This is a genomic window from Aeromonas sp. 75A, from assembly GCF_051919425.1.
GTDB classification, from domain to species: domain Bacteria; phylum Pseudomonadota; class Gammaproteobacteria; order Enterobacterales; family Aeromonadaceae; genus Aeromonas; species Aeromonas veronii.
The window spans coordinates 273,381-290,794 of record NZ_JBQBES010000002.1 but is presented as its reverse complement, the minus strand read 5'-3'; the positions used below and the strand labels follow the sequence as shown (position 1 = coordinate 290,794).

Below are 17,414 nucleotides of genomic sequence, written 5' to 3'. Positions count from 1 at the left end.
TTATGCCTTTTTGTATGCAGAGCTATCTTGCTCCTATTCCCTCTGTGGTGCTGGATAACTATCAAAAATATCTTGCACCATTGAAAAATCAGGGTAGACGTATTGTATTTGCACCACATTGTGAACTGGTATTTAATCTGGTGTATCGTGGCTATTTCTGTCATTTCACAGTCCTTGGTGCCTTGGATAAAAATAGTAAAAAAATTGGCAAAACAGGTAATGGTATTTTTGCTTATAGCTATGACAGTCTCACCGAATTGAAACCGGATATTGTTGTCGTAGCCAATACCCGCTACCACAATGAAATTGTGGTAGCCCTGCGTACAGCCGCAGAGGCGTTAAATTTTGAATTGGTTGATCTTTGTGAAGGTTACGAGCATACTGCATTTAGGCAGGAATTAGCTGAATTTCTGGACTGCAGGAAAATAAGCCAATTACGACCTGGTTGTATCGATGTACCAGCAACAATTACCGATACAGATGTGATGGCCGTCGAAATTGTAATTGAGACAGGTTGGGGGTTAGGTGATAAATTGTGTGCACTGAGTGCTGCTCGTGAATTTGCACGCCGTAATCCCAACCTGTCGGTTTATTACAATACCTTACCAGAAATTGTTTCAGCCTATAGTGATGAACTTTTGAAGTTGGGCTCTGGGGCCTATCCTTTGCCGGAAAATTATGCGCTGTTTCATAGAGAAAAGGATTCATCGCCAGCAGCAAATTATTTAGGCTGTTATTACCTTGGTTTAGGTATTAATTTTGATTCTAATCCTGGGCTGGAGTTGCCCGCGGTACCACCTTGTGCCGGATTAATGCCCGATAGTTATATTGCATTACAGCCTACGGCTAATTGGGCAAGTCCGAATCTTTCCTTGGATAATATAAAAAGAATCATAAAGAACGCCCCTTTACCTGTCGTTTTGACAGGGAATTATATTACCAATAACTCGACAGATAATGTCTCAGACGAAGATAAGCTACGATTCAATCAGGAGCTTGTCACTGCAGGAGCAAATGCCTCTTATATCGGTGATGAAATGAATATGCTAAAAATTATCCGTCATGCAGCACTGGTCCTGACACCGCGTTCAGCCAGTGCACATATAGCAGCAGGTTATGGTGTCAAAACCGTTGTTTGGGTACCCAATGATGGCGAGAATTGGCATCTGGATTATCCAAACTGGCAGCACAGACGTATTTCCGCTACACAAGAACATGTTTGTGATGAGCTGATTCGTGAAATGCATACCTTGATAAAGACAAAATAACACGGAGTATATATGACATCTTTTATTCATGATTGTGTATACAAGAAAATATTCAGTTTATTGCCGGAGCTCATTCGTTCGCAAGACCGAGTTTTATTGTATCCAGCAGGGGCCATGACTAAAGAGTTGATACAAAAGAATGTATTTAAAGAATGTAATCTAATCGGCATTGCAGATAAATCATGCAGTGATGGTTTCGATGCCGTACTTAATGTCACTACGTATAGCCGAGCATCCATTTTTCAAGCTAAGCCTGAATACATTCTGATCTGTTCGCTCTCATACCATAATGAAATCATGAGTGATTTTTTCGCTGACTGTTTAGCAAAGAATATAAAATTAGTTGATTTGTCAGAGTTTTTTGAAGCCGGGAAGGAAGATATAGCGGCAGCGTATATTGATAAAGTCAATGCCTTGTTATGTTCATCAGAGATTCGTGCATTGTTGGCTGATGACAAATACAAGGATAAACGACGCCTAGAGCCCTTTGGCTATAAATGTTACTCACAGCATGATGAAGACGGTATGTTAGCTGAGGTATTTCGTAGATTGGGGGCTACCTTGCCACATACATTTGTCGAGTTTGGTGTCGGTGATGGCTTAGAAAATAATTCGTTATTACTTTTAAAACAAGGCTGGCAAGGTTTATGGATTGAAGGAAGTAATACTAATGCTGCCTTGATAAAAGAGCGTTTTGCCAAACAAATTGCTGATGGAATGTTATATTTTGAACATCAGTTCATCGACAAAGATAATATCAACCAATTGATTGGTAACCATTTCAATGGTGACATAGGCATGCTATGTATTGACATTGATGGTAATGATTATTATGTCTGGGAAAAAACTGATATTGTGCAACCTTGGGTTGTTGTAATTGAGTATAACGCAAAATTCCCTCCCCCCATGAAATGGTCAATAGAATATAACAAGAATCACATCTGGAATTTGACAGATTATCAAGGGGCCAGTCTGGCTGCACTGGCTGAATTGGGTGACAAAAAAAATTATCAACTGGTTGGCTGTAATCTCAATGGTACCAATGCAATATTTGTGAGAAAGGACAAAGTCAATGAAAAATTCCTAGTTACCGATGAACTACTGGAATATTACCACCCACCAAGATATTTCCTAACGGATGGATACCGAATGATGTGTGGTCACGTACCTGATCCTCGAATGGGTGTTATTCTATAAATTAGCGAAAAAAAATTATGGTGCATAGTGAATTTTAAACCAGCGATCTCGCATAAATAAAACCCATGTTATCAGGGGACTATAATTATGAAAGAACTTGTTCTTGGTATTAATTATTTTGGGCATGATTCAGCCGTATCGCTGGTCAATATGGATGGTGAGGTTCTGTATTGCTTAACTGAGGAGCGTTTTTCCAATATAAAGCATGATGGGGCTTTTCCCATAATATCCATTAATACAGTTATCGATCTGATCAAACAGCATACACTTGGGAATTTGAGATATATAGCATTAAATCATGATCCTGAGCTATATGTAACCGACAAGTTATTCAGCTACATTGATAGTTGTTGTGTTCATGAACAGTCATCCCTGCTTAAAAATAATATTTTGGCCGTATTGTCTGAAATGCGCGTATGTCGGCAAGGGATGTACCCACTGAATTTTTTGCAAGAATTAATTGCTCGCTTAGGTATTTATAGAGATATATCACAAGATTTGCTTCGATATATAAAGTGGTCTCTGAATCGTTATCTTTATACGCAACAAACACTTAACAATATCAAGGCTATGTTTCCTGAATGCCAAGTCATTTCAGTAGCTCATCATGCTTGTCATGCGGCCAGCGCTTTCTTCTGTTCTGGTTATTCAGAGTCTGTAATCATGACGATTGATGGTTACGGCGAGCATGATACGATTACTCTGGGTTTAGGTTGTGGAAATGATATTTCAGTTATCTCGAAAAGCTGCTGGCCTAACAGTATCGGTATTCTTTATAGCATGGTGACACAATATTTAGGTTTTGATTGGTTTGGTGACGAATATAAAGTCATGGGGATGGCAGCTTATGGCGAAATTAAGTACCTTCCGCTTTTTAGAAAATTGGGCCGAGTGACAGATGATGGGGTATTTAAATTTATTCCAGGACATCTGATGTCTGGAGATGAGGTCCCTGGAGCTCCCGGAGAACAATGGTACGCTTTTACACCACTTCTTGAACAGTTATTGGGTGGACGGCGTCATCATGATGATGAGTTCGAACAACGGCATTTTGATATTGCCGCAAGCCTACAGGCATTCGTTGAAGACTGTGGGGTCTATATGGCCAAATATCTAAAGCGTATCTATCCTCATGTCGATAAAATTTGTATCGCCGGTGGTGTCGGCCTTAATGGGTTGATGAATTCTCGTATTTTGAAAGAGGCAGGCTTTTCGAGTATTTATATTCAGCCTGCTTCATCTGATGATGGGACTGCTATCGGTGCAGCATTCAGTGTGGTTGCGTCTAAATCTGAAAACCCGAAGTTTTGTCGACTACATAATATGTTTCTTGGTGTGGAACGTTCAGATGAAGAGATAAGGCAAGTTCTGGATGATAAAGGGTTGATTTATACTCGAGAGAAAAATATATCTGCTAAAATTGCGACCTTACTATCGGAAGGGAAAGTTGTTGCTAGATATGAAGGCCGATCTGAGTTTGGACCTAGAGCATTAGGGCATAGAAGTATCATGGCGAGTCCACTACACCAGGAAATGAAGGATGTTATTAATTCAAGAATAAAGCATCGTGAACGATTCAGACCTTTTGCTCCTGCCTGTTTGGCTGAGGATATAAAAGATTATTTCTATGCTGAGGATGATGCTGAATTTATGCTGATCATTCCGCAGGTTAAACCAGATAAACAGGATATTATTCCTGCTGTTGTGCATAATGATGGTACTGCGAGAGTTCAAGCTGTTCACAAGAGTAAAAACCCTGGGTTTTATGACATTATAGAAGAGTTTAAAAAAATAACTGGTGTACCTGTCATAATAAACACTTCGTTCAATGTTAATGGTGAAACGATAGTGGAATCCCCCCTAGATGCAATAGAGTGTTTTCTATATACAGATATTGATAACTTAGCCATAGGCGATTATCTGGTTTGTAAAAGCGCGAACCTTCCTGCCATGATTAAACTATCCCGCTCGGACTTCCTGGAATTGCGCAAACAGCGCTATCGCCAGCAGAGTTGGTGTCGGCAGTTGTTTTGGTCTTCTGACACAGGTTCTGTTAGTGCGTCAGAATCCGATTTAGACACACAAGAGCAGCGTATAAAATGGCGTCGTATGGCATCGGTACTTCATCAGCATCTGGTGGCGATGCCTTATCCTGCATTCTGTATTGTTGGTGCGGGTGAGATCGGAATTGTATTTCTAAATGCATTGCGTAACCGCATGCAGATTAGTTGTTTGGTGGATAAACAGGCTGAATCTATGCAAGGATTTTCAATACCGGTAAAAACCCTCGAACAAGCTATTGCTGAGGGCGAACGCCATTTTATAATTGCATCTGAAGCCTTTGAAGCTGAGCTCAAAGCTAGGATAAATCAGCTTTTGCCGATAGAAGAAATCGTTATGTTTGGTATTTCAGATCTTATTTCTATGATGACCAAATCTGTAGAGTGAGGTACGAGTGTTGGTGTATTCCATTTGCGAGTACGCCAGCAATTTTATTGATTTATCTACTGTTCAAAGATGGTCTATGATACTCAAAATCACAAGCAATAAAAATTATGCTTTTTATGGAGGATGCTATGGATAGTTTTGGTAATAAAGTAAATTTTGATGACGTGCTTAATTATGTTAATGATGGCGATGATGTGCGTGCACTACAAATATTAAGTTCTTGCATTTCGAACAACAATGATAATTTTCTATATTGTCATTTATATGTTTGTTGTTTAATAAATACCGGCCGTTTCTCAGAGGCAATTAGTTTTTTAAAAACAAAATCATCGACACCATTTTATAATGATTCACTTTGCAGAATTTATAACCTTACTAACAATGAACATGCGGAGATTGAACTGCAAGTTACTTCTGCAAAACAGAGAATAAAATCAAAGGAATATGTTGTCAGTGTCATAAATAAACTAATTGGTAAAAACTCTAATCGGTATAATTTGATTGCCTTTGAATTGGCGCGTAATTTTACTGACATTCATCCTGATTATCCTCTTGGATGGCAATTACTTGCTAAGTTAGCCATGTATACTGATAATTGGAGGGAGGCTGAATTAGCTTACCTGAAATTGCTGTCAATGGATGAAGGTAATGAAAATATACTAAATGACTATGAAAGTTTGTTAGCCAGAAAAACTATTGAACTCAGTTTTTTTGAAAATGAAACAGGTCTGGCACAGGGAATGGAATCAGAGAATAATAAACGCTCCATTAAAAAGCCCTATGTTATGGCACGCTATCCAATGAAAGATGAATTGATGACTAGTTTTAGAGATTCTTTTTTAAAGCATGTTGCAGTGGAGTTTAACTCTAATCCACCAAAGTTTATGCCTCATGATAAGTTTGTAACATTTGGTTCGTGCTTTGCATCTAATGTAGCTGCCGAATTAAAGTCTCAAGGTAAAGATGTGTGGCATATCCCTATTGGTGAAGATCTGAATAATACATATACAAATAAATTGTTTTGGCAATGGGTGTGTGGTCATGAAGTAGGGGCTGATTAGAAAATAAGATGTTCAAATTATTAAATGTTTCTAGAGTAGAGGTTTTTCAAAAAATAAAAGATGCAAAATGCTTTATTTATACATTAGGGTTGGGTGCTGCTTTCTTTTCTAAAAGCACTGGTGAACTTCTTGTGCCAGATTCAGATTGGGTAGGGACAAGGGCTTTGATAGAACATGGAGAATTCAAAACGACTAGTGTCAGTGATAATTATAGAAATATCTTAGAAATAATCAGTTTGATAAGAAAGGTTAATATAGGGGCGCAGATAATAATTACATTATCTCCTGTACCATTGCTTGCTACTTTTGAACGGCATTCCGCTGTAATCGCTGATTGCCTAAGCAAGTCAGTTTTACGTGTGGCGGTCAATGAGGTCATGAATGATAAAATTGATGCTGTTTATTATTGGCCAAGTTTTGAGGCTGTTCGTTGGTTAGGCCCACATATAGGTAAATGCTATGGAAGTGATGATGGTGTTTCACGTCATATAAATGAAAGCATTATTTCAGATATCATTTCTGTATTTGTTGATTCAGTTACTGTGCGTGATTGTTAGTCATCATGGTGAAACTATTATGTCCTGATTTTGGTATGAGTATGAATTGGTTCTGAAGAAGAGTGAAACTTGTCAGTGGAATAAACGTTCCCCCCATTTAATTGCTACTTTTGGTTGACGCTTCCGTTGTGCCAGACATGAGTCTTCAATAGATGACAGATTTCGCCTTGCTGCTTGGCCTGTAGCTCCGGAAAGAGTGGAAGCGTGATGGCTCCGGCATAAAACTGCTCGGTACATGGAAGAGGAGTCTGAGTCCACTTTTGATACCAAGGTTGTTTGTAAATAGGTATATAGTGCACGTTGGCGCCGATATCCTGTTCACGTACTTTTTGGAAGAGCACACTGCGTTGTTCAGGGACTACATGGTGAACATAGAGATGGAAGGCGCTACGCCGCTCGCTGTTGAAATATCGAAGTAGTTGTTGTGGTGCCAGTCTTTCGAAGTAGTAACGAGCAATCTTGTTACGCGTGTTAATCCATGTCTCCAGATTGATCATCTGGCTCAACCCTAGTGCCGCCTGAATGTCGGTCATGCGGTAGTTGAAGCCGAGTATTTGCTGCTCATAGTACCAAGGGCCGTCGGGTTCATTGATAAAGTCTTCCGGTTCACGGGTGATGCCGTGGCTGCGGAGCATACGCATCGTCTTGGCAATCGCAGGGTCGTTGGTCATGGCCATCCCCCCTTCACCGGTGGTGATGATCTTCACCGGGTGGAAGCTGAAGACGGTGATGTCGCTGTAGCGGCCATTGCCGGTAGGTTCATCGTGATAGCGAGCCCCCAGGGCGTGACAGGCATCTTCGATGATCCGAAAGCCATATTCTTGCCCCAACCGATGGATCTCTTTCATATCGCAGGGGAGGCCGGCAAAGTGAACTGGTATGACTACCTTGGGGAGTTTTCCTTCCGCCTTGGCGGCAATCAGTTTCTTCTCCAGCTCCACTGCGCACATGTTCCCTGTATCGGGTTCAATGTCGACGAAGTCGACTTGTGCACCGCAATAGAGAGCACAGTTGGCGGATGCAACGAAGCTGATGGGGGATGTCCAGACCCAATCCCCGTGGCCAACTCCCAGCGCCAGACAGGCGATATGGAGTGCTGCAGTACCTGAATTGACCGCCACCCCAAATTTAGCTCCACAGTAGTCGGCAACCGCTTGCTCGAAGCGCGGAACGACCGGCCCCTGGGTCAGGAAGTCGGACTTGAGAACTTCAACGACAGCATCGATATCTGCCTGGCTGATAGATTGACGGCCGTAGGGAATCATTTTGCTACCTTGCTCTGGTTCATCTTCTGGAGCTGTTCGATGCTGAAAAAGTGAGGGTTGCTGCGAGAGTTATATTCGAAGCCCTGTTCTACCATTTTTCCTTTTTCGCCCGCCGCTGTTTTGGAGAAATCGTTGTTGCGATTATTGAAGTTGATGGTTGGGCCAATCACGAAGAAGTCATCAAACTCGAATGTGTGATAAGAGTCATCGGCAGGGCACATTACTTCGTGAAGCTTCTCTCCCGGGCGGATGCCGATGATTTTGTGTGGCAGGTGAGGGGCCATGGCACTGGCCAAATCTGTGATCCGAACAGATGGCAATTTGGGAACGAATATTTCCCCTCCCTTCATCCGCCCAAAATTGTCCAGCACGAAATCCACCCCTTGCTGCAAAGTGATCCAGAAACGCGTCATCTCCTCATGGGTGATGGGCAACGCATCCGCATTCTGGTCAATCAGCTTTTGGAAGAAGGGGACGACAGAGCCACGAGAACCGACCACGTTGCCGTAGCGGACTACGGCAAAACGGGTGGGATCCTGTCCCGCGATGTTGTTTGCTGCAACGAAGAGCTTGTCTGATGCCAGCTTGGTGGCACCGTAGAGATTGATTGGATTGGCGGCTTTGTCAGTGGAGAGGGCAATAACTTTTTTGACTTGATTGAGCAAAGCGGCCTGGATGACGTTCTCTGCACCATGGATATTGGTTTTAATGCACTCCATGGGGTTGTATTCAGCAGCTGGAACCTGTTTCAGTGCTGCTGCATGGATCACGTAATCGACGCCACGCATTGCCATAGTGAGCCGGTTGGCGTCTCTTACATCACCGATAAAATAGCGCATGCAGGGGTCGTTAAACTCCTGTTGCATCTCGAACTGCTTCAGTTCGTCACGAGAATAGATGATAAGCCGTTTCGGTTTATAACGTTCCAGTACTGTTTTGACCAATCGTTGGCCAAACGAGCCGGTGCCACCGGTGATCAGTAGCGTTTTATCGTTGAACATTGTGGGCATCTCGTCATAAAAACAGTAGATGAATCATATGCTAGCAAATAAAGTACCAGTTTTTTTGGCAAAGAGTGTGATCCATTCACAAAAACAGTTTTAAAGGTTTGGGTGCAACCCAGACCACCTCGGATTGGCTCTCATCAGTAAAGCTTTATCAAGATGTGCCGGTGCTTTGCGAGCTTAGCTGGATAGCTTGGCAAACCTGCTCCACTGCATTGAGGGCTCTCGGGGTGAAACGGTGCAGCTCATCCGAGTTGATTAAATCGAGTCGCTGATGCTGCACCGCGTCGAGATTTGGCCACTTTCGCCAGTGAAGCAGGGCGTCAGGATCTTGACTCCCTGCCAGGATCAGCGATGGGTTGGCTCTGATCACCTGTTCCATGTCCACTTGAGGGTAAGGGGTCTTGGCATTCGCCATGATGTTGATCCCGCCGCAAAGCTCGATGGCCTGAGCCGGCCAGGCATTGCCACTGACGCTGGTGAGCGGCGGGTACCAGAGCTGGTAGAACACCTTGACACCGGTTGGTTGGCCATAGCGCTGTTGCAGGGAATGCAGGCGCGTCAGATAGCGATCGGCGGCTTCGTTGGCACTCTTCTCCACTCCAAGCAATTTGCCCAGCGCCCGCATTTCGGTGGCCAGCGAGGCAAAATCGGTGGGCTCCGAGTAGAAAACCGGGATACCCAGCTGCTCCAACGGGGCCAGCATCCGTGATTGAGCCGAGCGCCAGCCGAGGATCAAGTCCGGCTTTTGCGCCAGCAGCGCCTCGACATTGATGCTGCGATAATTGGCCACCTTGGGCTTGGTTTTCACCTCGGCGGGATAGTCTGAGGCATCATCAACGGCCACCAGCTTGTCACCGGCACCGATGTCGTAAAGCAGTTCGGTAAGATGGGGTACCACGCTCACCACCCGGCTCGGAGTGGCTGCCTGCAGCGCAGCGGGCAACCAGGCAAGCAACACGCAGGGCAGCCAGATAGGCAATCGCAACCATCTAACCATGAAATAACCCCGCCACAGTGACAAGCAGCGCCAGAATCAACCAGCCCCAGCCAATTCCTTGCAGAATATTGAGCACCTTGCGCGGTGGCTCACCGTCGGGGTCATCACCGCTGCCAAGTATCGGCCAGCGTTGCAAGGTTCCCTGATAGTAGCGGGGGCCGCCAAGGCGGATCCGGCACTTGTCAGCAAGTAGCGTCAACAGCATCCCGATGGCGGGATAGGGCCAGATCGCGCCACTTCGCACCAGCTGTGCGGCCTGTTTGAGCCGCGGTAGCAGGAGCGGTAGCCCCAGCAGTAGGATGGTGGGAGCATTGAGCCCCTGATAGAGGGTACTGGCGGCTCGGCCAAAATAGCCAAACGCGGGATCCTTCATGCTCCAGCCCTGGCTCATCAGCTGCACCAGCCGCCAGAGCAAGGCGCCCTGTACGCCAGCCAAGGCAAATCCCAGCAGCGGGCCAGCCCATTGGCCGACCAGACGCAGGGCGCAGCTCTCCGTCACCGCTTTGGCGAGCCCCATGGTCGAGAGTTTGCCGGTCTCCCGCTTAAGCCAGGGGACAGACTGCAATCTCGCCAGCGGCAGGGTCTCCTGCGTGACGAGCGAGCGGGTGGCATGGGCGAGTTCGCGCAGCGGACGGGATTCGAGCATCAGCAGCAAGAACAGCAGGTCGAAGATCGGCTCGCTCAATGCCAGATTGCGCAACGACCACAGCCCGGCGGCGCAGGGTACCCATACCACCAGCATCGCCAACATACCTGCTTGCACCTGCTGGCGTGGCGTGCCATCGGCCCTGTGCACCTTGCGCCCCAGCCGGGTCAGCAAGGGCGTTACGGCCGAAAGACGCAGATGGGATGGCCACGGGATCACCGCCTCCAGCAGGGCTGCCCCCACCAGAATGGCCGCCATCGTAGAAAGGAGGGCGTCGGCCATCAAATCAAGCGAGCCGGTCTCGATCACAGCTTGCCGAGCATCTTGATGATCACTTCGGCGGAGTGCTTGCCAGCCACTTCGATAAAGGCATCGAAGGATTCAACCTGTTCCTTGCCAGCGATATCGGACATGGCGCGTACCACCAGATAGGGCACCTTGAACATGTGGCACACCTGACCGATCGCTGCACCTTCCATCTCGACCGCCAGCATCTGCGGGAAGTCGGCGCGAGCCTTGGCGATGGCGTCCGGTTTGCACATGAACTGATCGCCGGTGCAGATAAGGCCGACCTTGGTCTGGTGTTTGCCTTGTTCGGCGATGCAATCCTGAGCGACCGCGATGAGTTTCTCGTCGCAGGGGAAGGCGGCGGGTTGCTGCGCCATCTGGCCCATCTCGTAACCAAAGGCGGTCACGTCCACATCGTGGAAACGCATCTCGCTGGCGATCACCACATCACCGATATGCAGGTCTTGGGCAAAGCCGCCCGCAGAGCCGGTATTGATGACGCAGTCGGGGGCAAATTTTTCCAGCAGCAGGCTGGTGGCCACGCTGGCGGCGACTTTACCGATGCCGGAGCGGGTCAGGATCACCTCTTTGCCTGCCAGCATCCCTTGATAGAACTCGCAGCCGCCCAGTTGCAGGGTGGTGGGGGTGCTCATCTGGCTGCGCAGCAGGGCTACTTCTTGCTCCATGGCGCCGATAATACCTACTTTCATTGCTGACCTCGTCTTGATAGCCGTGTGGCTGAATTTAAGTTGCTGTAGATCATAACAAAAGATGGCGTCGGCGCCGAGAGGCACAAGCGAAAGGAGAGATGAAGTGCGGCGCTCCATATGGGTGCGCCGCAGGTGACAAAAAGCATTGATGAGATAGGAGGGGGCCTTTAGCCGAGCGCGGTGTCGAGGGTCATCATCAGGGCAAAGCCCGCCATCAGGCCGAGGGTGGCATAGGTCTGGTGACCGTTGCGGTGGGTCTCCGGGATCACCTCGTGCGAGACCACAAACAGCATGGCGCCGGCGGCGAGCCCAAGTCCGATGGGGTAGGCGATGGCAAGGCCGCTGGAGAGCCCCACCCCGAGCAGGGCGCCAACCGGTTCGAGCAGGCCGCTGGCGATGGCAACCAGCACAGCCACCGAGGGGCGAAAACCGGCGGCGCACATGGCCAGCGCCACCGCCAGTCCTTCGGGAATATCCTGCAGTGCGATGGCGGTGGTGAGCGGCAGCCCCACCGACATATCCCCCTGCGAGAAGCTGACCCCGATGGCCATCCCCTCCGGCAGGTTGTGCAGGGCGATGGCAAAGACGAATAGCCAGACCCGGGAGCAGCTCTCATGGCCGGGGCCGCAGGGGCCGGTTTTGTCATGTTCGTGCGGGGTGAACTGATCCAGCCCCAACATCAACAGCACCCCGAGGGTCATGCCGACCACCACCACGGCGGCGGCACTGAAGCCGTTGCCAGTGATCCCCTCGGCGGCCTCCAGCCCCGGCAACAGCAGGGAGAAGGCACTGGCCGCCAGCATCATGCCGGCGGCAAAGCCCAGCATGGTGTCCTCTACCTTTTGCGGTACCGAGCGCAGAAACAGAGCGGGCAGGGCGCCGATGGCGGTGGCGGCAAACCCGGCAGCACCACCGACAAGGCCGTAGCGCACGCCGCTGGTCACCTCTCCGGTAGCGAGCATGATGAGACTCTGCAACAGCAGCAACAAGACGGCAGCCAGCGCGATAAAGAGGCCGAGGGCAGTGAGTGGGCGACTTTGCATCTGGCTGCGCAGTTGCTGTGACCAGGATAACGGAGGAAGAGCTGAAAGATGGTCCATGGCATGGCCTCAAGGTGAGCAAAGTGGATGATGGCATTACATCGACTCGGCCACCCCTTGTCCATGTCTGCAAGACGATTGCCGCTATCGAGAAAATGGCGTCGGGTGAATATGAAGTTTTTTGTGATCCGGCTCCGATTGTTGGTTTTGTTAAGTTGCTTTTAATTTTTAAAGAAAAGTGAGGGTGTGGTCGCTTTGTGCTAGAGTGCGCGCCTTTGCGGAACTCTATCTTCCCGGTGTTCTGCATTCTTTCCCGTCAGGAAGGTCCGGGGATTTGCTCATAGGGACGTGATCGCCACACTCCATTCGCCTGTCAGCAGTAGAGGATCACCCGCCACTATGTTTTACAAGAATCTCTCCATCGGCAAAAAGATTGCCGTGGTTTTTGCGGTCATTGCCGCAGTCAACGTTGTCTTCGGTGTTTTTCTCTCCAGCGAATTGCGCGGTGTGCGTGATCGGGTGCTGAACTTTACCGACTCTACGCTGCCGAGTGTCCTGTCGGTCGAAACCCTGCTCTATGACGTCTCCTATGTCCGTCGTGCCCAGTTTGCATTGCTGATGGTGAACGATGCCGCTGATCTGCAGGCTCGCCGCAGCCGGATCCAGCAGAATATCCAGAAAGTAGACAACGCATTTCACGCCTATGAGGCGACTGTCGGTGCTGATCATGAGCGTCAGGTGTTTAATCAGGCCAAACAACAGTGGCTCAGTTACCAACGTGCAGTGAACGAGTTTGATCAACTGCTGGTACAAGGAGAACAAGAGCAGGCCAAGGCACAGTTATTTGCCTCGAATGCTGCTTTTGGTTCTTTGGAGCGGGCAGTTAATGCTCTGATCGATGTGAACCTCGGTTTTGTGAAGGAAAACCGCAGCAGCTTGCTTGGCAGCGTCAGCATGGTGACCACTTTCGCCATGGTGAGCATTGGTGCTCTGCTGGTGTTCATGGTGGTGATGACCTGGTTCCTGACCCGCCAGATCTGCCTGCCGCTGCAAGCGGTAGTGGCTCAGGCCAACGCCATTGCCGCCGGCGATCTGACTCATCAGCTGGAGCGTCAGCATATCGGCCGCGACGAGCTGGGCATGCTGGCCAAAGCTTCCCTCAAGATGCAGGACAACCTGCGTGGTCTGATTGAAGAGGTGGTAGCTGCGGTTACCCAGTTGGGGGCGGCGATTGACGAAGTGAGTGCGGTTTCCGAACAGTCTGCCAAGGGTATTCAGAGCCAGCAGCAGGAGATCTCGCTGGTGGCGACGGCCATGACCCAGATGAAAGCGACCGTTGCTGATGTGGCGGGCAATACAGAGCACACTTCTGAGTCTGCCAGTGCGGCTAATACCTTAGCCCGCAAAGGTAATCAGGATGTGCAGCGTTCGCTGGTGGCGATCACCCGTGTGGCGGAAGAGATTGAGCAGGCTGGCACGCTGGTGGCCGAACTGGAGCGTGAATCCGCCCAGATCAACGTAGTGGTCGATGTCATTCGCAGCATTGCCGATCAGACCAATCTGCTGGCTCTCAATGCCGCCATTGAGGCAGCCCGTGCCGGTGAACAGGGCCGTGGCTTTGCGGTGGTTGCCGATGAGGTGCGCACCTTGGCGGGCCGCACCCAGGCCTCTACCGGCGAGATCGTCGCCATCATCGAAACCCTGCAGTCTCGCGCCAATCAGGCCAAAGAGGTGACCGGGCTGAGCTGTGACATGATCCGTCAGTGCGTCACCCAAAGCGAGCAGACCGGCACCGGTATCCAGCAGATCGAAGAGGCTGTCGCCCAGATTGCCGATATGGCGATCCAGATTGCCAGCGCCTGTGGTGAGCAGGATGCGGTGTCTGATGAGCTGGGTCGCAATGTTGCGCGGATCAACGAATCCGCCAATGAGGTGGCGCAGGGGGCGGATCATACTGCCCGCGCGTGTCTGGAGCTGAGCCAGCTGGCGGTGGGTCTGAAGCAGACCATCGGGCGCTTCCGTCTCGCCTGATAAGGGGGCTGGCGTACGCCGGCCTCTTTATTCATAAAAGTCGGGGCGCTTTGCCTGCCCTCACGACACCCGGCCATGTGCCGGGTGTTTTTTATCTGGCGATGGGTACGAGGCCTGATGGTTGGGGCTCTTCATACAGAGGATGAAGATCAGGGCAAACTGGGAGGGAGATCAGATGCTTATCTCTGCCTGTGTGGTGATATTCAAGAAGGTTGGTTAAGGCGTGTTTGCTAACGAGAGAAGGGCGACGAACTGTTTTGGGGATGGGGAACGGGGCGAGCGGTTGGGGCGCGAGCTATGGGGGAAGAAGAGCATAAGCAGTTGGTTGGAATGCCCTGACAGGGGATATCGCAGCAATAAAAAAAACCGGCTTGCGCCGGTTTTTTTATCTGTCTGCTCGAAGGCTGGCTTATTTCGCCAAGGACTCCGGCAGCTCTTCGCGGATCTTGCCGAGCATCTCTTTCAGGACTCGCGGGTTGGCAACCACGATGTTGCCGGAGTTTTCGTAGTTGTGACCGCCTACGAAGTCGGTGACGATGGCGCCCGCTTCTTTGGCCAGCAGTTCACCGGCAGCGGTGTCCCAGGGCTTGAGGCCGATTTCCCAGAAACCGTCGACGCGACCGGCAGCCACGTAGGCCAGATCCAGTGCGGCAGAGCCGGAGCGACGGATGTCGGCACATTCGATGAACATGCTCTGGAACATCTTCAGGTAGGACTCGATGTGGTGCTTTTGTTTGTAGGGGAAACCGGTAGCCAGTACGGTGCCAGCCAGCTCTTTGGCTTTGCCGACACGGATACGGTAGCCGTTCAGCTGGGCGCCGCTACCACGGGTAGCAGTAAACAGCTCGTCACGGATGGGATCGTAAACAACGGCTTGTTCGGTTTTGCCTTTCACGCGCAGGGCGATGGAAACGGCAAAGTGCGGAATGCCTTTGACCAGGTTGGTCGTGCCATCCAGTGGGTCAATGATCCATTGGTAGTCCGGATTGGTACCGGCAATCTCACCAGATTCTTCAGCAACAATGCTGTGCTCCGGGTAAGATTTTTTGATGGTGTGAATGATGGCCGCTTCGGCTTCACGGTCAACGTTGGTCACGAAGTCATTGCTGCCTTTTTGGATAGCCTCAATGTTCTCGGGCTGGGAGAAGGCTTTTACTACAACTTGACCGGCGTTGCGCGCAGCGCGCACGGCGATATTCAGCATCGGATGCATAGGTTCACCACTGGATGTTAAAGAACGGGGGATAAAAGGACGCGGTATGATACCAGTATTTTGTGCGATGGCAACTGTTATCCCCCTACGACCAATTGATTACCACTGCCAGATTTGACGGCTCCAATATAGACCAGATCTGCGCTAGTCTTATCCCAGCAGCCGGATACAGGCTGTCATGAGCATAGGGATGTGAACCATGAATTTGTCATTAGTGAGTCAGAACGTGTCAGCGGCCAGCGAGGGACTGTTGGCCATCTTGCGGTCATCACCCGAGTATGGTGATCACTTTGCCCACATCACCGTGACCCCCCTGGCCCAGTGGCAACCGGCCAAGACGGAGGCGGCGATCCTGCTGATCGACGGCGATGCGCCCTGGCAGGATGCCGGATTTGCCCGGGGAGAGAATGAGACGATCGGTTTGCCGGTCTTGCCGCTGTTGATCCGCAAGGGAGACAAGGAGCTGACGGTCCGCGGGCCGGATGTGCGTGACCCCCGTTTCTATTTTGTCTCAAACGGCATCGTGCTGGATGAGTCGGAGCTGGCCGAGCCTGCCTGCAGCCGGGTGCTGTTGCGCAAGCTGGAGTCCTACTTCCCGCTGCTTTCCCGCCTGATCATGCTGCGCCAGCGCAAGCCGGTCGCCGTGATCAACTAATATCTACCATTGCCAGAGCGCACCAGCGGCGCACCGTGGCCTTGTTTGGCCTACGGTGCGCCGCTTTAGTTAATGGTCTGGAGCCGGTCACTTGTTGCAAGATGAGGCGGCTATGGTGTTGCACCCAGTTCCAACCGTGCAATCTGGCTATGACCAACAAGGAGTGAATCATGATCGACTTTTATACCGCCGCAACCCCCAATGGCTTCAAGGTGGCCATTGCACTGGAAGAGCTGGGATTGCCCTATCGGGTCATTCCTCTCGATCTCTCGGCACTGGATCAGAAGAAGCCCGAGTTTCTCGCCATCAACCCCAACGGCCGCATTCCGGCCATCGTCGATCGGGATAATGACGATTTTGCCGTATTCGAGTCGGGTGCCATCCTTATCTATCTGGCGGAGAAAACGGGCAAATTGTTGCCGGCGGACCCCAAACGCCGCTCTCAGGCCATTCAGTGGTTGATGTTCCAGATGGGCGGGGTAGGGCCCATGATGGGGCAGGCCAATGTCTTCTATCGCTACTTCCCCGAAAAGATCCCCGCCGCCATCGAACGCTACCAGAAGGAGGGGCGCCGCCTGTTCGAGGTGCTCGACAGCCATCTGGCCCATCACGAATATCTAGCGGACGAGTACAGCATCGCCGATATCGCCACCTGGCCCTGGGTGCGGATTTATGACTGGAGCGGCATCTCCATCGAAGGGTTACCCCATCTGCAAGCCTGGATGGATCGGATGGCCGAGAAGCCTGCCTGCCAGAAGGGGATCACCATACCACCGCGCAAAGAGCAGCCGGATGAGCTGATCAAGCAGGCACAACAGATGGTAACACGTTGATTTTGAACCGCAGACGGGGCGTATTGCCCCGTAATATTAGAAAAACTAAGGCAAGCCGATTATAAAGATTCGTTCGTTTTCTGTGAGCTGAATCACTATGATGCCCCCATACCACCAAGCGTCCTGTGCGGTGGTCTGGCGGGCTCCCCGCCTACTGTTTCCAACACTGTTTTTGATTGCATCACAGCCTCTGTGATC

The 17,414-nt window shown here is 50.0% G+C and carries 16 protein-coding genes; 9 read left to right on the top strand and 7 right to left on the bottom strand.

Translation table 11 applies throughout. The annotated features are described in order from the left end of the window. Nucleotides 1-2: 2 nt before the first annotated feature. The 5 genes from ACTG2T_RS01290 (at nucleotide 3) to ACTG2T_RS01270 (ending at nucleotide 6,531) form a co-directional block, all read left to right on the top strand. Entirely contained in the window at nucleotides 3-1,268 is a 1,266-nt protein-coding gene (locus ACTG2T_RS01290; protein ID WP_330124494.1) for a hypothetical protein, read from the top strand. 12 nt (nucleotides 1,269-1,280) lie between these two features. After that, nucleotides 1,281-2,465, top strand: a complete 1,185-nt coding sequence (locus ACTG2T_RS01285; protein WP_330124493.1) for a hypothetical protein — start codon at nucleotides 1,281-1,283, stop codon at nucleotides 2,463-2,465. A gap of 87 nt (nucleotides 2,466-2,552) precedes the next feature. Continuing rightward, nucleotides 2,553-4,913 (top strand): carbamoyltransferase family protein, encoded by a 2,361-nt coding sequence (locus ACTG2T_RS01280; RefSeq protein ID WP_330124492.1) that lies wholly within the window; start codon nucleotides 2,553-2,555, stop codon nucleotides 4,911-4,913. Nucleotides 4,914-5,041: 128 nt separating this feature from the next. Continuing rightward, nucleotides 5,042-5,974: a hypothetical protein gene (locus ACTG2T_RS01275; protein WP_439973769.1), complete on the top strand. Its 933-nt coding sequence runs from the start codon at nucleotides 5,042-5,044 to the stop codon at nucleotides 5,972-5,974. An 8-nt stretch (nucleotides 5,975-5,982) separates the two neighbouring features. Then, nucleotides 5,983-6,531 (top strand): GSCFA domain-containing protein, encoded by a 549-nt coding sequence (locus ACTG2T_RS01270; protein WP_439973768.1) that lies wholly within the window; start codon nucleotides 5,983-5,985, stop codon nucleotides 6,529-6,531. Nucleotides 6,532-6,635: 104 nt separating this feature from the next. Here ACTG2T_RS01270 and pseC read toward each other — a convergent pair whose 3' ends face one another. The 6 genes from pseC to ACTG2T_RS01240 all read right to left on the bottom strand — a co-directional run bounded on the left by pseC (nucleotide 6,636) and on the right by ACTG2T_RS01240 (nucleotide 12,544). Then, the gene (gene pseC / locus ACTG2T_RS01265; protein WP_330124490.1) at nucleotides 6,636-7,796 is read right to left on the bottom strand and encodes a UDP-4-amino-4,6-dideoxy-N-acetyl-beta-L-altrosamine transaminase; all 1,161 of its coding nucleotides are present in this window, start codon (nucleotides 7,794-7,796) and stop codon (nucleotides 6,636-6,638) included. After that, complete coding sequence (pseB, locus tag ACTG2T_RS01260; protein ID WP_127007581.1) at nucleotides 7,793-8,797, bottom strand: UDP-N-acetylglucosamine 4,6-dehydratase (inverting); 1,005 nt, start codon at nucleotides 8,795-8,797, stop codon at nucleotides 7,793-7,795. Before pseB ends, pseC begins: the two co-directional genes overlap by 4 nt. Nucleotides 8,798-8,954: 157 nt before the next feature. Continuing rightward, complete coding sequence (locus tag ACTG2T_RS01255) at nucleotides 8,955-9,800, bottom strand: cobalamin-binding protein (protein ID WP_185900102.1); 846 nt, start codon at nucleotides 9,798-9,800, stop codon at nucleotides 8,955-8,957. Continuing rightward, nucleotides 9,793-10,755, bottom strand: coding sequence for a cobalamin biosynthesis protein CobD/CbiB (locus ACTG2T_RS01250; protein WP_330124489.1), 963 nt, complete (start codon nucleotides 10,753-10,755; stop codon nucleotides 9,793-9,795). Before ACTG2T_RS01250 ends, ACTG2T_RS01255 begins: the two co-directional genes overlap by 8 nt. Further along, nucleotides 10,752-11,444: a 5'-methylthioadenosine/S-adenosylhomocysteine nucleosidase gene (gene mtnN, locus ACTG2T_RS01245; protein WP_005361500.1), complete on the bottom strand. Its 693-nt coding sequence runs from the start codon at nucleotides 11,442-11,444 to the stop codon at nucleotides 10,752-10,754. Before mtnN ends, ACTG2T_RS01250 begins: the two co-directional genes overlap by 4 nt. Before the next feature lie 167 nt (nucleotides 11,445-11,611). Continuing rightward, nucleotides 11,612-12,544 (bottom strand): ZIP family metal transporter, encoded by a 933-nt coding sequence (locus tag ACTG2T_RS01240; protein WP_047440409.1) that lies wholly within the window; start codon nucleotides 12,542-12,544, stop codon nucleotides 11,612-11,614. Between ACTG2T_RS01240 and ACTG2T_RS01235 the strand changes: the two genes are divergently transcribed. Together ACTG2T_RS01235 and ACTG2T_RS01230 are read left to right on the top strand one after the other, a co-directional pair. Further along, on the top strand, nucleotides 12,472-12,726 hold the full coding sequence (locus tag ACTG2T_RS01235; RefSeq protein WP_185900106.1) for a hypothetical protein: 255 nt from the start codon (nucleotides 12,472-12,474) through the stop codon (nucleotides 12,724-12,726). The genes ACTG2T_RS01240 and ACTG2T_RS01235 overlap by 73 nt on opposite strands. A 157-nt stretch (nucleotides 12,727-12,883) precedes the next feature. Then, nucleotides 12,884-14,515: a methyl-accepting chemotaxis protein gene (locus ACTG2T_RS01230; protein ID WP_330124488.1), complete on the top strand. Its 1,632-nt coding sequence runs from the start codon at nucleotides 12,884-12,886 to the stop codon at nucleotides 14,513-14,515. 409 nt (nucleotides 14,516-14,924) lie between these two features. Here the strand turns inward: ACTG2T_RS01230 and suhB are convergent, their stop codons facing one another. Beyond that, nucleotides 14,925-15,728: an inositol-1-monophosphatase gene (suhB, locus tag ACTG2T_RS01225; protein ID WP_005352992.1), complete on the bottom strand. Its 804-nt coding sequence runs from the start codon at nucleotides 15,726-15,728 to the stop codon at nucleotides 14,925-14,927. A gap of 199 nt (nucleotides 15,729-15,927) precedes the next feature. Between suhB and ACTG2T_RS01220 the strand changes: the two genes are divergently transcribed. Beyond that, the gene (locus ACTG2T_RS01220; RefSeq protein WP_330124487.1) at nucleotides 15,928-16,383 is read left to right on the top strand and encodes a hypothetical protein; all 456 of its coding nucleotides are present in this window, start codon (nucleotides 15,928-15,930) and stop codon (nucleotides 16,381-16,383) included. A gap of 170 nt (nucleotides 16,384-16,553) precedes the next feature. Continuing rightward, a complete protein-coding gene (locus tag ACTG2T_RS01215) occupies nucleotides 16,554-17,216 on the top strand; it encodes a glutathione S-transferase family protein (protein ID WP_043819510.1) in 663 nt (220 codons plus the stop codon). Nucleotides 17,217-17,414 lie beyond the last annotated feature (198 nt).